This is a genomic window from Pseudomonas sp. SWRI154, assembly GCF_014268645.1.
In the GTDB taxonomy this organism is placed as follows: domain Bacteria; phylum Pseudomonadota; class Gammaproteobacteria; order Pseudomonadales; family Pseudomonadaceae; genus Aquipseudomonas; species Aquipseudomonas marvdashtae.
In genome coordinates, this window is sequence record NZ_JABWQW010000032.1 from 25,485 (window position 1) to 37,857 (window position 12,373).

Genomic DNA, 12,373 nt, shown 5'->3' on the forward strand with positions numbered 1-12,373 from the left:
TCATAAACGGATCGACAGGCCATCGGCCAGCGATTGGCGATAGGCGCGCCAGGCCGGCACGCTGCCCATCAGCAGGGCGGCGACCAGAATGCCAGCCAGCAGCGTCCATTCATACTCGCTCGGCCAACTCAATGGCAGGTACAAGCCATAGGCCGACTGCACGTAACCCTGGGCGGCGGCAATGCCAACGTAAAGCAGCGCCAGCCCGGCGACCACCCCGGCCAACGCCAGGGCGAAGGCTTCGAGCACCAGCAGGCTTGCGATGTGCCACGGCCGCGCGCCCACCGAGCGCAGGATCGCCATCTCCCGACGGCGCTCGTTGAGGCTGGTGAGGATCGCCGTGAGCATGCCGATCAACCCGGTCAGCACGACGAACAACGAAATCACGAACAAGGCTTTTTCGGCAGTGCCCATCAGGCTCCAGAGTTCCTGGAGTGCCACGCCGGGCAGGATGGCAAGCAGCGGTTCGCCACGGAATTCGTTGATCTCGCGCTGCAAGGCAAAGGTTGAAATCTTGTTGTTGAGGCCAAGCATGAATGCGGTAATCGCCTGGGGCGTGAGGTCCATGTTGCGAGCCTGGTCGGCGCTGATGCGTCCGTTGCCCTGGGCCGGCGCGCCGTTTTTCCAGTCGATGTGGATCGCTTCCATGCCGCCGAGGCTGATGTGCAGCGTGCGGTCCACCGGCGTGCCGGTGCGCTTGAGAATCCCGACCACGGTGAACGGCTTGTCGTCATGCTTGACCAGGCTGATCGCCGCCACGCCGTGGGCCAACACCAGTTTGTCGCCGAGCTTGTAGTGCAACGCTTCGGCCACTTCGGCGCCGAGCACCACTTCGAACGGATCGGTGGCGAACGCACGGCCCTCGGCCAGCGCCAAGTGTTGCTGGCGGCCGTACTGGTAATGCTCGAAGTAGGCTTCGGTGGTGCCCATCACTCGATAGCCGCGATGGGAGTCGCCGAGGGACATGGGGATTGCCCACTTCACCTTCGGGTTATTGGCGAACTGCTCGAAGCTGTCCCAGCGGATGTTGTTGGTGGCGTTGCCGATGCGAAACACCGAGTACAACAGCAGGTTCACCGAGCCGGAGCGAGCGCCGACGATCAGGTCGGTGCCGCTGATGGTACTGGCAAAACTGGCCCGCGCTTCGGTGCGCACCCTCTCCACCGCCAGCAACAGGCACACCGACAGGGCGATGGCGAACGCGGTGAGGATCGCGGTGAAGCGGCGGTTAGCCAGGCTGGCCATGGCTAGACGGAACAAATACATCTCAGACCTCGAGTGGCGTGGCGGCGCGATTGAGATCGGCCAGCGACAGATTGCGGTCGAACAGCGGCGCCAGGCTCTGGTCATGGCTGACGAACAACAGGCTCGACCCGGCCTCACGGCATTCGGCGAAGAGCAACCGCAGGAAGTTTTCCCGAGCGTCGTAGTCCAGCGCTGATGTCGGTTCGTCGGCGATCACCAGTTCCGGTTGGCCGATCAAGGCCCGGGCGGCGGCGACCCGTTGTTGCTGGCCGATGGACAGGGAATCGGCGCGGCGCTCCAGCAGGCTCGAGTCGGACAGCCCAAGGTGGGCCAGCAGCGTGGCGGCGGCTTGATCGACACTGCCGTGGCGCTGGATGGCGCGTTGCGCGCGCAGCTTGGAAAAGTGGCAAGGCAACTCGACGTTCTCGCGCACCGAGAGAAACGGCAGCAGATTGAACTGCTGGAAAATGTAGCCGGTGTGATCCACGCGAAAGCGGTCGCGACTGCCGGCGCCCAGTTCGGTGAGTTCCTGGCCGAGCAGGCGGATACTGCCGCGATCCGGCGTCTGCACACCGCCCAGCAGGCCCAGCAGCGTCGTTTTCCCGCTGCCGCTGGGACCTTTCAGGAACAAGGTTTCGCCGGCTTCCAGGCGAAACGCCGGAATATCCAGCAACAGCGGATGCCCAGGCCAACTGAAGCCCAGGTCGGACAGTTCGATGAGTGCTTGGGTCATGTTTGCCGCTTCAACAAATAATGGAGCCCTGTGGAAGCGAACACGCTCCCCACAGGGTTCTTGCAGTGAATCAGAATTTCAGGGCTGGCGCCTTGGCCGTGACCTCAACGCCTTGCTGGCCGCTCGGGCTGATCAGCTGTACCTGGATTTTCTGGGTCGCGGGGAAGGTTTTGAACAGGCTCGCCAGGTCCAGGTTCTTCAACGCGCCAGGCGCTGCGCAGGTGAACTGGTAGTGGGCATGGATTTCGCTGTGCTCGCCGTGGTGCTCGTCGCCATCAGCGTCTTCGTCATGGTCTTCGTGGTCTGGCTCGTCGCCGAACAACGGGCTTTCCAGCTCTTGCTGGGCCACGGTGCACTTGGCGGCGGCCGGCAGGTTGAACAGCGCCAGGGGTTTTTCCAACTGCGCCCGCACGGCGGCGGCCTTGGCTTTGTCGGCATCGCTGGTGGCGGCATGTTCAAAGCCCACCAGATTCATCGCCGGGCTTTCCAGTTCCAATTCAAGGGTCTGGCCATCCAGCGCGGCGTTCAGCCGAGCGACGCCGTGTTCATGGGCGCTTAGGCTGCCGTGCTCATGGTCATGGTCGTGATCATGCTCGACAGCCGCATGAGCGACAGCCAGCGGCAGCAGGGCGAACGGCAAAGCGAGAAGCAGACGACGCATGACGAGTCTCCGAAAGGTTATGTGATCTTATAACGAAAGTGCGCAGAGTTTGACCGTCTGCTTGGCCTCGCGCAAGGCCCATGGGAGCATGCGCAGATGAAATCTTCAGGAGCACGGTGATGTTGCGGATACGCGGAACCGTCGGCGAATGGCCGGTGGACTTGTCGATCGAAATGGATGAGGGCGACTGGGCGCAGCTTGGCGCCCAGTTGCAAGCGGTCAAACCCGAGGGCGCGCCGGTAGCTGCGGCCAAACCAGTGAACCCGGACGACACCCAGTGGCAGATCGCCCGGGAATTGCTGCGCAAGGCGGGGCAACTGAGCGGTCCAGACTTGCTGGAACAACTGGAAGGGCTGACCGGCAGCGCCTCGTCAGGCAAGCGCCTGTTGGTGCGCCTGCGCCATAGCGCCGAGGTCAAAGTGTTGAGCGGCGGGGATACGCCGCTCTATAGCTGGGTGGGATAAAAGCAGCGAGGAGCTGCAAGCTTCAAGCTGAAATCATCTTGCCGCTCGATGCTTGGCGCTTGCAGCTAAGCCTTCAATACAACGCAGCGAACAGCTTGCGACGGTAAGTCGTCACCAGTGGATGATCGTTGCCCAGCAGTTCGAACACTTGCAGCAAGGTCTTGTGTGGCAGGCCTTCGCTGTAGCTGCGATTGCGGACGAACAGCTTGAGCAATGCATCGAGCGCCGGTTCGTACTGCTGGCGCGCCAGTTGTTGGATTGCCAGTTGATAGGTCGCTTCGTCGTCCTGCGGATCTTTTGCCAGGCGCGCCTTGAGGTCGGCGGCGTCCGGTAGATCCTTGGCCAGGCCGAGGAATTGTATCTGCGCCTTGGCGCCGGCCAGGGCCGCCTTGTGCTCATCGCTTTTCACAGCGTCCAGGACGGTCTGTGCCTCACCCAACTCGCCGCGCTCGGTCAGGCAGCGCGCGTAGAGGATCAGCGCCTTGGCGTTGGTATTGTCTTCGCCCAGCAGCACCTTCAGCACGGCTTCGGCGTCGGCGAAACGGCCCTCGTCGAACAGCGCCTGAGCCTGTTCGAACGGGTCGGCGGCGGCCGGAGGCGGCATCTGCACATGCGGTTCGAGCAGTGCCCGCACCGCCGATTCCGGCTGGGCCCCGGCAAAACCGTCGACCGGTTGGCCGTCCTTGAACAGCACCACCGTCGGCAGGCTGCGAATGCCAAAGCGGGCGACGATGTCTTGCTCGGCGTCGCAATTGACCTTGGCCAGCAGCAATTCACCCTGATAACTCTCGGCGATGCCTTGCAGCATTGGCATCAATGCCTTGCACGGTGCGCACCACTCGGCCCAGAAATCCACCAGCACCGGTTTGTGGAAGGAGTTGGCGATCACCGACTGGTCGAAATCGGCGGTAGTGGCGTCGAAAATGTAGGGCGTGTTCTGGGTCATGGGAATCTCGTAGAACGCTTGAATAGCGCAACTATACGGCCTGGCGAGGCGCGGCTCAAAGGCCGGCGGTTCGCGATGCTTTCAGGGCTGGCGCTGCGCGTGATACAGGCTCACATGCCGAAACTCCTCGGGCTCGGCCAGGTCCGGCAAGGTCATGGCTTCGAGCATTTCGATGCGCCGGTACAACGGATGCTGGAAATCCCGCACCCGCGAGTCGGCCACCAGGGCCTCACGGCCACGGCTGAGGAATTGGTCGAGCAGCGGCAGGTTGGCCCGGTCGTAGAGCACGTCGGCGACCAGGATCAGGTCGAAGCGATCGGCTTCGGCAAAAAAATCCATTGAATAATTCAGCGCTGCGCCGTTAAGCGAGGCATTCGCCCGTGACGCGGCAAGCGCCAACGGATCCAGGTCGCAGGCCACCACCTCCAGCGCCCCGGCCTTGGCCGCCGCGATCCCCGCCACGCCGGAACCGGCGCCGAAATCCAGCACCCGCTTGCCCTCGACCCACTGCGGATGTTCGGCCAAGTAGCGGGCCATCGCCAGGCCGCTGGCCCAGCAGAAGCTCCAATAGGGCGGTTCGTGGAGGATGCGGCGGGTTTCTTCCGAGCTGAAGGCACGGGCCATGTTGTCGCCGTCGATCAGCCATAACATCAGGTCAGTGCCGGGTAACGGGCAGGGCACCAAGCGTGCGTCGCCAAGCAACTCGCCCAAGGCGTACTGCAGGTCTTGCGGTGCATTCATGGTGCTTTGACAAATTGCAGCACGCCCAGGGCCTGGGTGGTCGGTTGGGCAATACGTTGCTCAGGCAGATGCAGGATCAGTTGGCCCGACTGGCTGGCACGGCCGCGCAATTCCACGCGGGCACCGACTGGAAAGGCTTCGGGGTTGAAACGCAAGCGGAAGGGCAGCGCCTGGTTGGTGCCGATCAGGCTGGAGCTGGCGAGCAACTGTTGCGGACGGTCCTTGTCGTCGATCACCAGCAGCGCCAATTCGACTTCGGCCCCGGCCGGCACGCCTTGCAAGGTGCCACTCAGCTCGCGCTGATGGGCCGGCAGCGGCCCCAGCTCGGTGGCCTGCCGGGCTTTTTCCTGGGCCTGTTTCGGCGCCGGGGCTGGAGCGGGCGCGGTGGGCTTGGGGGCATCGCTGCTGCACGCCATCAGCAGGCTGAAAAAACTGAGCAAAACGAGCGATCGTAGCGGCATGTGTGGCTCCAGCAAGGTGAATTCCATGGATCTGACGGTAAGCCCGTCTGTATACCGTAAACCCTATGGCTTGTCTTGCCAGTGGGATGCGCTACCATGGCCCTCCCTTTTTTTGTTGCCTGCCACCATGCACTGTCCCTTCTGCGGTGCCAACGACACCAAGGTCATCGACTCGCGACTGGTCGCCGAAGGCGAACAAGTCCGCCGCCGCCGCGAATGCCTGGCCTGCGGCGAGCGTTTCACGACGTTCGAGACTGCTGAACTGGTGTTGCCGCGCCTGATCAAGACCGACGGCAGCCGCCAGCCGTTCGACGAAGAAAAACTGCGCGCCGGCATGCAGCGCGCCCTGGAAAAACGCCCGGTGAGCGTCGAGCGCCTGGAAGCGGCGCTGGTGCACATCAAGCACAAGCTGCGCGCGACCGGCGAACGCGAGGTCAAGTCCCTGGTAGTCGGCGAGCTGGTGATGGCCGAGCTGCAGAAGCTCGATGAAGTCGCCTACATTCGCTTCGCCTCGGTGTACCGGCGCTTCCAGGATCTCAACGAATTCCGCGAAGAAATCGACCGCCTGGCCCGCGAGCCGGTGAAAGAATGACCGGCCCCGCGCAGCAAGCCATCCTCGACGCCCACTACATGGCCCGTGCCTTGGAACTGGCGCGGCGTGGGCATTACACCACCCACCCCAATCCCCGGGTCGGATGCGTGATCGTGCGGGACGGGCAGATTATCGGCGAAGGCTGGCACATCCGTGCCGGCGAACCCCATGCCGAAGTCCATGCCCTGCGCGCCGCCGGTGCTAACGCCCGGGGCGCCACCGCCTACGTGACTCTTGAGCCGTGCAGCCACCACGGGCGCACGCCGCCCTGCGCCGATGCGTTGGTCAACGCCGGCGTGAAGCGGGTAGTCGCGGCGATGCAGGACCCCAATCCGGAAGTCGCCGGCCGTGGTTTGCAACGGCTGGCCCAGGCCGGTATCGCCACCCAAAGCGGTGTGCTGGAGGGCGAGGCGCGCAAGCTCAACGAAGGTTTCCTCAAGCGCATGGAACAGGGCCTGCCGTTCGTGCGGGTCAAGCTCGCCATGAGCCTCGATGGCCGCACCGCCATGGAAAACGGTGAAAGCCAGTGGATCACCGGTCCGGCTGCACGTTCGGCGGTGCAACGCCTGAGAGCCCAGGCCAGCGTGGTGCTGACCGGCGCCGATACGGTGTTGGCGGACAACGCCCGGCTGACCGTGCGCGCCGACGAACTCGGGTTGGACGCCGAACAAACCGCGCTGGTCATGAGCCGTCCGCCGCTGCGGGTGCTGGTCGACGGTCGCCTGCGGGTGCCGCTCGATGCCGCGTTCTTCAAGGCCGGCCCGGCGCTCGTCGCTACCTGCATGGCGGTGGAAGAACAATACGCCAACGGTCCCGAGTGCATGATCGTCGCGGGTGACGACGGCCAGGTCGATTTGCGGCGCCTGCTGGTTGAGCTGGCGAACCGTGGCGTCAACGACGTGCTGGTGGAGGCCGGTCCGCGCCTGGCGGGGGCATTCGCCCGACAAGGGTTGGTGGACGAATTCCACATTTTTGTCGCCGGCAAGTTCCTCGGTTCTACGGCGCGGCCATTGCTTGATTGGCCTCTGGCGCAGATGAAAGACGCGCCGCAGCTGAAAATCACCGACATTCGCGCCGTGGCCGATGACTGGCGAGTCATCGCCGTCCCCGTTCCGCTGGCCAGCGTATAATTCCCGGCTTTCGCCCAAGCGACGGCCCGTTCTCGAGGAGGACTCCATGTTTACCGGCATCATCGAATCCATCGGCAGCATCCGCGCACTCACCCCCAAGGGCGGCGATGTGCGGGTCCATGTCGAAACCGGCAAGCTCGACCTGAGCGACGTCAAGCTGGGCGACAGCATCGCGGTAAACGGCGTGTGCCTGACCGCCGTCGAATTGCCGGGCAACGGTTTCCTGGCGGACGTCAGCCGCGAAACCCTCGACTGCACGGCCATGAACGACCTCAAGAGCGGCAGCCCGGTCAACCTGGAAAAAGCCCTTACGCCGACCACCCGCCTGGGCGGGCACCTGGTCAGCGGCCATGTCGACGGCGTCGGTGAAGTGGTCTCGCGCACCGATAACGCCCGTGCCGTGGAGTTTCGTATCCGCGCCCCGAAAGACCTTGCCAAGTACATCGCCCATAAAGGCTCGATCACCGTCGACGGCACCAGCCTGACGGTCAATGCGGTGGACGGCGCCGAATTCCTGCTGACGATCATTCCGCATACCCTGAGCGAAACCATCATGGCTTCGTACCGGCCTGGGCGCCGGGTGAACCTGGAAGTCGACTTGCTGGCCCGTTACCTGGAGCGCCTGTTGTTGGGCGACAAGGCCGCAGAATCCAGCGCCTCGCAAAAGGGCGGCAACATCACTGAAAGCTTTCTGGCCGCCAACGGCTACCTCAAATCCTGACCCAAGGGGGTGCCGCGTGGCGCTCAATAGCATCGAAGAACTGGTTGAAGACATCCGCCAAGGCAAGATGGTCATCCTCATGGATGACGAAGACCGCGAGAACGAAGGCGACCTGATCATGGCCGCCGAATGCTGCAAGGCCGAACACATCAACTTCATGGCCAAGCACGCCCGTGGGCTGATCTGCATGCCGATGACCCGCGAACGCTGCGAACTGCTGAAGCTGCCGCTGATGGCGCCGCGCAACGGTTCCGGGTTCGGTACCAAGTTCACCGTGTCGATCGAGGCCGCCGAGGGCGTCACTACCGGTATCTCCGCCGCTGACCGGGCGCGGACCGTGCAAGCTGCCGCTGCTGCTTGCGCCAAGGCTGAAGACATCGTCAGTCCCGGCCACATCTTCCCGCTGATGGCCCAGGCCGGCGGCACCCTGGCCCGCGCCGGCCACACCGAAGCGGCGTGCGACCTGGCGCGCATGGCCGGTTTCGAGCCCGCCGGTGTGATCTGCGAAGTGATGAACGACGACGGCACCATGTCCCGCCGTGCGGAGCTGGAAACCTTCGCCGCTGAACACAACATCAAAATCGGCACCATCGCCGACCTGATCCACTACCGCATGATCCACGAGCGTACCGTTCAGCGGATTGCCGAGCAGCCGCTGGACAGCGAACTGGGCCAGTTCAACCTGGTGACCTACCGCGATTCGGTAGAAGGCGACGTGCACATGGCCCTGACCCTGGGCACCGTGTGCGCCGAAGAGCCGACCCTGGTTCGCGTGCACAACATGGATCCGCTGCGCGATTTGCTGATGGTCAAGCAGCCGGGCCGCTGGAGCCTGCGCGCCGCCATGGCCGCCGTGGCCGAGGCCGGCAGCGGCGTTGTGCTGTTGCTCGGGCACCCGCTCGACGGCGACGTGCTGCTGGCGCATATTCGCGAAACCACCGAGCAGCAACCGCTGAAAAAACCGACCACCTACAGCATCGTCGGTGCCGGTTCGCAGATCCTGCGGGACTTGGGCGTACGCAAAATGCGCCTGATGAGCGCACCGATGAAATTTAATGCGATATCCGGTTTCGATCTGGAAGTTGTAGAATACGTGCCCTCCGAATAATGGCCTGCGAATTCCGGCATTATTGTTCAGGCTTGTTAGATCATTGTGGCGAGGGAGCTTGCTCCCGCTGGGCCGGTCCGACGCTTCGGGCGTAGCGGCCCTTCTTGTGGGTGCTGCGCACCCAAGCGGGAGCAAGCTCCCTTGCCACAGAAGATGTGCAAATGAACGAGATGGCGGGATTTGCGGCGCTGTATTCGAGACTAATATCACTGAGGAGTGCGTATAGAACGCGCTCCGGCTCTTTAAGAGATCTGACGAATGACCCTGAAGACCATCGAAGGTACCTTCATCGCCCCCAAAGGCCGCTACGCTTTGGTAGTAGGCCGTTTCAACAGCTTTGTGGTTGAGAGCCTGGTCGACGGTGCGGTCGATGCGCTGGTTCGCCACGGCGTGAGCGAAGGCGACATCACCATCATCCGTGCGCCTGGCGCCTTCGAAATCCCGCTGGTTGCGCAGAAAGTCGCTCAGAAGGGCGAATATGCGGCAATCATCGCCTTGGGCGCGGTCATTCGTGGCGGTACTCCGCATTTCGAATACGTGGCCGGCGAATGCACCAAGGGCCTGGCCCAGGTGTCCATGGAATTTGGCGTACCGGTCGCCTTCGGCGTGCTGACCGTTGATTCCATCGAGCAAGCCATCGAACGTTCCGGCACCAAGGCCGGGAACAAAGGTGCCGAAGCTGCCCTGTCCGCCCTGGAAATGGTCAGCCTGCTGACGCAGTTGGAGGCCAAGTGATTAGCGACGAAAGCGATCGTTTCAATCCGCGCGATCCGAAGCCGGCCGACGCCGGCAAACCTTCGAAGAGCGTCAAGCGCCGCGAAGCCCGTCAGCTCGCGACCCAGGCCCTGTACCAATGGCACATGGCCAAGCAGTCGCTGAACGAGATCGAAGCGCAGTTTCGCGTCGATAACGATTTCAGTGATGTCGATGGTGCGTACTTCCGCGAAATCCTCCATGGCGTCCCGGCGCACAAGAGCGAAATCGATATCGCCCTGGCACCTTGCCTGGACCTGGCCATCGATGAGCTGGACCCGGTTGAACTGGCCGTGTTGCGCCTGTCCACCTGGGAGCTGATGCAGCGCGTCGACGTACCGTATCGCGTGGTGATCAACGAAGGGATCGAACTGGCAAAAGTCTTCGGTTCCACCGATGGCCACAAGTTCGTCAACGGCGTCCTCGACAAGCTTGCCCCGCGCCTGCGTGAAGCTGAAGTGAAGGCGTTCAAGCGCTGATTGGCGCTTGAAATCCCATGGGTGAGTTCGAGCTGATCCGTAAGTACTTCGCTGCCGCTGCGTGTGCGCAAGGCGGCGAAGGAGTAGCGCTCGGAATCGGCGACGATTGCGCCCTGCTGGCCGTTCCTCCCGGGGAACAGCTGGCGGTTTCCACCGACACGCTCGTGGCCGGTGTGCATTTTCCAGACCCTTGTGACCCGTTCCTGCTCGGCCAGCGCTCGTTGGCCGTGGCGGTGAGTGACCTGGCCGCCATGGGCGCCGACCCGCTTGCCTTTACCCTTGCCCTGACCTTGCCGACGGTGGCCGCCGATTGGCTGCAGGCCTATGCTCGCGGTTTGAGCCAGATGGCCCAGGCCTGCGGCGTGGCATTGGTCGGCGGCGATACCACGCGGGGGCCGCTGAGCCTGACCCTGACCGTTTTCGGCCGCGTGCCGTCCGGTCAGGCCTTGACCCGCAGCGGCGCGCAGCCCGGCGATCTGCTCTGCGTCGGCGGGGAGCTGGGCAATGCCGCTGGTGCGCTGCCGCTGGTTCTCGGCGAGCGCTGCGCCGAGGCTGACGTCGCCGAGCCGCTGCTGGCGCATTACTGGTCACCGCGACCGCAGATCGACTTGGGCCTGGCGCTGCGCGGCAAGGCCAGCGCAGCGATGGATATTTCCGATGGCCTGCTGGCCGACTGTGGGCATATCTCATTGGCGTCCGGCGTGGCGCTGACGGTTGAACGGGACCGCTTGCCGCTGTCCATGCCGCTGGTGACGCTGCTTGGCCGATCGGGCGCAGAACACGCCGCCCTGAGCGGTGGCGACGATTACGTGTTGCTGTTCACATTGCCGCCGGTCCGATTGTCGACGCTTCTGGTCGAAGGCTGGCCGATCCATGTGGTCGGCAGTGTCACGGCGGGGCAGGGCGTCACGTTGGTCGACAGCCTCGGACGCGACATCACCCCACAGATCCGGGGCTATCAACATTTTCGGGAGACACCGTGACAGATCATCCCAATCAGGTTCCGGCAGAATTTGTTCCACCTTCGGTCTGGCGTAATCCCTGGCATTTCCTGGCGTTCGGCTTCGGTTCGGGTACCTTGCCCAAAGCGCCGGGCACCTGGGGCTCGCTGGTTGCGCTACCCTTCATACCGTTGTGGCAGATGTTGCCCGATTGGGGCTACTGGCTGATGCTTGGCATCACCATGCTGTTCGGCTTCTGGCTGTGCGGCAAAGTGGCGGATGACCTGCGAGTGCACGACCATGAAGGCATCGTCTGGGACGAGATGGTCGGCATGTGGATTACCCTGTGGCTGGTGCCGGAAGGCTGGTACTGGTTGTTGACGGGTTTCCTGGTATTCCGCTTCTTCGATATCCTCAAGCCATGGCCGATCCGCTGGATCGACCGGCAGGTACACGGGGGTGTTGGCATCATGCTCGACGACGTACTGGCCGGCGTCTTCGCCTGGTTGGCAATGCAAGGGTTGGTGTGGTGTTTCACCTGAGGGATCCAGGCATGGGCGTAAGCCGCGCACTTCTGCTGTTGCTGTGTTTCGGGGCCTTGCTCGGCTTCCGGGTGGCCGAAGCGGCGCCGCTGCCGGGCAAGATTCGCGCGGCCAGCGAAGAATGGGCCGATTACACCCAAGCGGACGGCCAAGGCATGGCCTGGGATATCCTGCGTGAGGTGTTCGAGCCCGAAGGCATCAAGTTGGAAACCCGCAGCGTGCCCTACACCCGTTCGATCGGGTTGGTGCAGCGCGGCGAAGTCGATGTCCAGGTCGGTGCTTATCGCGACGAGTCCGAAGGGGTGCTTTACCCGGAGATGCACTACGATGTCGATCACATCTATGCCCTGGGGTTGGCCTCCAAGCCGACGCCCACCCTGGCGACGATTGGTAACTATCGGCTGGTATGGATGCGCGGGTACGAATACAACAACTACCTGCCCAATATCCGGCGCTTCAATGAAATCCATCGCTCCGTGGGTATCCTGCCGATGCTGGCCCATGATCGCGCCGATTTTTACATCGATGCGTTGATGGAAATCCAGGACGTGCTTGCCAAAGCCGACAATCCACAGCAGTTCAAGCTTTCACCGCTGATCAACTTGCCGCTCTACCTGGGTTTTGCCAACAACGCCAACGGAAAGGCATTGAGCGAACTGTTCGACCAGCGGATGAAAGTGCTGGTGAAAACCGGCCAGCTCAAGCCGATTTTCGAACGTTGGAAGCAACCTTATCCCTTCGACGAGAGCGGCAAGCCACCGAAGCCGTGATCAAACTTTTTGATGTTTATGGCCGATAATTCAGCCTAAGCGTCTGCGGGAGCCTGCTGTTACAATGCGCGCCTCTGCGAAACTCC

The 12,373-nt window shown here is 63.0% G+C and carries 16 protein-coding genes; 10 read left to right on the top strand and 6 right to left on the bottom strand.

The annotated features are described in order from the left end of the window. The 3 genes from HU806_RS22595 to HU806_RS22605 all read right to left on the bottom strand — a co-directional run bounded on the left by HU806_RS22595 (position 1) and on the right by HU806_RS22605 (position 2,639). On the bottom strand, positions 1–1,266 hold the full coding sequence (locus HU806_RS22595; protein ID WP_186614546.1) for an ABC transporter permease: 1,266 nt from the start codon (positions 1,264–1,266) through the stop codon (positions 1–3). A 1-nt stretch (position 1,267) separates the two neighbouring features. After that, positions 1,268–1,978, bottom strand: coding sequence for an ABC transporter ATP-binding protein (locus tag HU806_RS22600; protein WP_186614548.1), 711 nt, complete (start codon positions 1,976–1,978; stop codon positions 1,268–1,270). Positions 1,979–2,048: 70 nt separating this feature from the next. After that, entirely contained in the window at positions 2,049–2,639 is a 591-nt protein-coding gene (locus HU806_RS22605; protein ID WP_186614550.1) for a DUF2796 domain-containing protein, read from the bottom strand. A 119-nt stretch (positions 2,640–2,758) separates the two neighbouring features. Here HU806_RS22605 and HU806_RS22610 point away from each other — a divergent pair, with 119 nt between their 5' ends. Next, positions 2,759–3,103 carry a hypothetical protein gene (locus HU806_RS22610; RefSeq protein ID WP_186614552.1) on the top strand — a complete coding sequence of 115 codons (345 nt, stop codon included), beginning with the start codon at positions 2,759–2,761 and terminating at the stop codon, positions 3,101–3,103. 73 nt (positions 3,104–3,176) lie between these two features. Here the strand turns inward: HU806_RS22610 and trxA are convergent, their stop codons facing one another. The 3 genes from trxA to HU806_RS22625 all read right to left on the bottom strand — a co-directional run bounded on the left by trxA (position 3,177) and on the right by HU806_RS22625 (position 5,251). Continuing rightward, positions 3,177–4,049, bottom strand: coding sequence for a thioredoxin (gene trxA, locus HU806_RS22615; protein ID WP_186614554.1), 873 nt, complete (start codon positions 4,047–4,049; stop codon positions 3,177–3,179). A gap of 81 nt (positions 4,050–4,130) precedes the next feature. Continuing rightward, positions 4,131–4,790: a class I SAM-dependent methyltransferase gene (locus tag HU806_RS22620; protein ID WP_186614556.1), complete on the bottom strand. Its 660-nt coding sequence runs from the start codon at positions 4,788–4,790 to the stop codon at positions 4,131–4,133. Next, positions 4,787–5,251, bottom strand: coding sequence for a YbaY family lipoprotein (locus tag HU806_RS22625; RefSeq protein ID WP_186614558.1), 465 nt, complete (start codon positions 5,249–5,251; stop codon positions 4,787–4,789). Before HU806_RS22625 ends, HU806_RS22620 begins: the two co-directional genes overlap by 4 nt. 127 nt (positions 5,252–5,378) lie before the next feature. Between HU806_RS22625 and nrdR the strand changes: the two genes are divergently transcribed. The 9 genes from nrdR to HU806_RS22670 all read left to right on the top strand — a co-directional run bounded on the left by nrdR (position 5,379) and on the right by HU806_RS22670 (position 12,287). Then, a complete protein-coding gene (nrdR, locus tag HU806_RS22630; protein WP_013694316.1) occupies positions 5,379–5,843 on the top strand; it encodes a transcriptional regulator NrdR in 465 nt (154 codons plus the stop codon). Beyond that, positions 5,840–6,973 carry a bifunctional diaminohydroxyphosphoribosylaminopyrimidine deaminase/5-amino-6-(5-phosphoribosylamino)uracil reductase RibD gene (ribD, locus tag HU806_RS22635; protein ID WP_186614560.1) on the top strand — a complete coding sequence of 378 codons (1,134 nt, stop codon included), beginning with the start codon at positions 5,840–5,842 and terminating at the stop codon, positions 6,971–6,973. The genes nrdR and ribD overlap by 4 nt, the downstream gene beginning before the upstream one ends. 46 nt (positions 6,974–7,019) lie before the next feature. Continuing rightward, positions 7,020–7,694: a riboflavin synthase gene (locus HU806_RS22640; RefSeq protein WP_186614562.1), complete on the top strand. Its 675-nt coding sequence runs from the start codon at positions 7,020–7,022 to the stop codon at positions 7,692–7,694. Between the two features lie 16 nt (positions 7,695–7,710). Continuing rightward, on the top strand, positions 7,711–8,802 hold the full coding sequence (gene ribBA, locus HU806_RS22645; protein ID WP_186614564.1) for a bifunctional 3,4-dihydroxy-2-butanone-4-phosphate synthase/GTP cyclohydrolase II: 1,092 nt from the start codon (positions 7,711–7,713) through the stop codon (positions 8,800–8,802). A gap of 258 nt (positions 8,803–9,060) precedes the next feature. After that, entirely contained in the window at positions 9,061–9,537 is a 477-nt protein-coding gene (gene ribH / locus HU806_RS22650; RefSeq protein WP_186614566.1) for a 6,7-dimethyl-8-ribityllumazine synthase, read from the top strand. Beyond that, a complete protein-coding gene (nusB, locus tag HU806_RS22655) occupies positions 9,534–10,034 on the top strand; it encodes a transcription antitermination factor NusB (protein ID WP_186614568.1) in 501 nt (166 codons plus the stop codon). The genes ribH and nusB overlap by 4 nt, the downstream gene beginning before the upstream one ends. A gap of 17 nt (positions 10,035–10,051) precedes the next feature. Beyond that, on the top strand, positions 10,052–11,017 hold the full coding sequence (gene thiL / locus HU806_RS22660; protein ID WP_186614570.1) for a thiamine-phosphate kinase: 966 nt from the start codon (positions 10,052–10,054) through the stop codon (positions 11,015–11,017). Next, on the top strand, positions 11,014–11,517 hold the full coding sequence (locus tag HU806_RS22665) for a phosphatidylglycerophosphatase A family protein (protein WP_186614572.1): 504 nt from the start codon (positions 11,014–11,016) through the stop codon (positions 11,515–11,517). Before thiL ends, HU806_RS22665 begins: the two co-directional genes overlap by 4 nt. An 11-nt stretch (positions 11,518–11,528) precedes the next feature. After that, positions 11,529–12,287 (top strand): substrate-binding periplasmic protein, encoded by a 759-nt coding sequence (locus HU806_RS22670; protein WP_186614574.1) that lies wholly within the window; start codon positions 11,529–11,531, stop codon positions 12,285–12,287. Positions 12,288–12,373 lie beyond the last annotated feature (86 nt).

Coding starts and splice junctions, on each gene's coding strand:
- HU806_RS22595 (WP_186614546.1), bottom strand. CDS start 1,266: ATGTATTTGTTCCGTCTAGCCATGGCCAGCCTGGCTAACCGCCGCTTC.
- HU806_RS22600 (WP_186614548.1), bottom strand. CDS start 1,978: ATGACCCAAGCACTCATCGAACTGTCCGACCTGGGCTTCAGTTGGCCT.
- HU806_RS22605 (WP_186614550.1), bottom strand. CDS start 2,639: ATGCGTCGTCTGCTTCTCGCTTTGCCGTTCGCCCTGCTGCCGCTGGCT.
- HU806_RS22610 (WP_186614552.1), top strand. CDS start 2,759: ATGTTGCGGATACGCGGAACCGTCGGCGAATGGCCGGTGGACTTGTCG.
- trxA (WP_186614554.1), bottom strand. CDS start 4,049: ATGACCCAGAACACGCCCTACATTTTCGACGCCACTACCGCCGATTTC.
- HU806_RS22620 (WP_186614556.1), bottom strand. CDS start 4,790: ATGAATGCACCGCAAGACCTGCAGTACGCCTTGGGCGAGTTGCTTGGC.
- HU806_RS22625 (WP_186614558.1), bottom strand. CDS start 5,251: ATGCCGCTACGATCGCTCGTTTTGCTCAGTTTTTTCAGCCTGCTGATG.
- nrdR (WP_013694316.1), top strand. CDS start 5,379: ATGCACTGTCCCTTCTGCGGTGCCAACGACACCAAGGTCATCGACTCG.
- ribD (WP_186614560.1), top strand. CDS start 5,840: ATGACCGGCCCCGCGCAGCAAGCCATCCTCGACGCCCACTACATGGCC.
- HU806_RS22640 (WP_186614562.1), top strand. CDS start 7,020: ATGTTTACCGGCATCATCGAATCCATCGGCAGCATCCGCGCACTCACC.
- ribH (WP_186614566.1), top strand. CDS start 9,061: ATGACCCTGAAGACCATCGAAGGTACCTTCATCGCCCCCAAAGGCCGC.
- thiL (WP_186614570.1), top strand. CDS start 10,052: ATGGGTGAGTTCGAGCTGATCCGTAAGTACTTCGCTGCCGCTGCGTGT.
- HU806_RS22670 (WP_186614574.1), top strand. CDS start 11,529: ATGGGCGTAAGCCGCGCACTTCTGCTGTTGCTGTGTTTCGGGGCCTTG.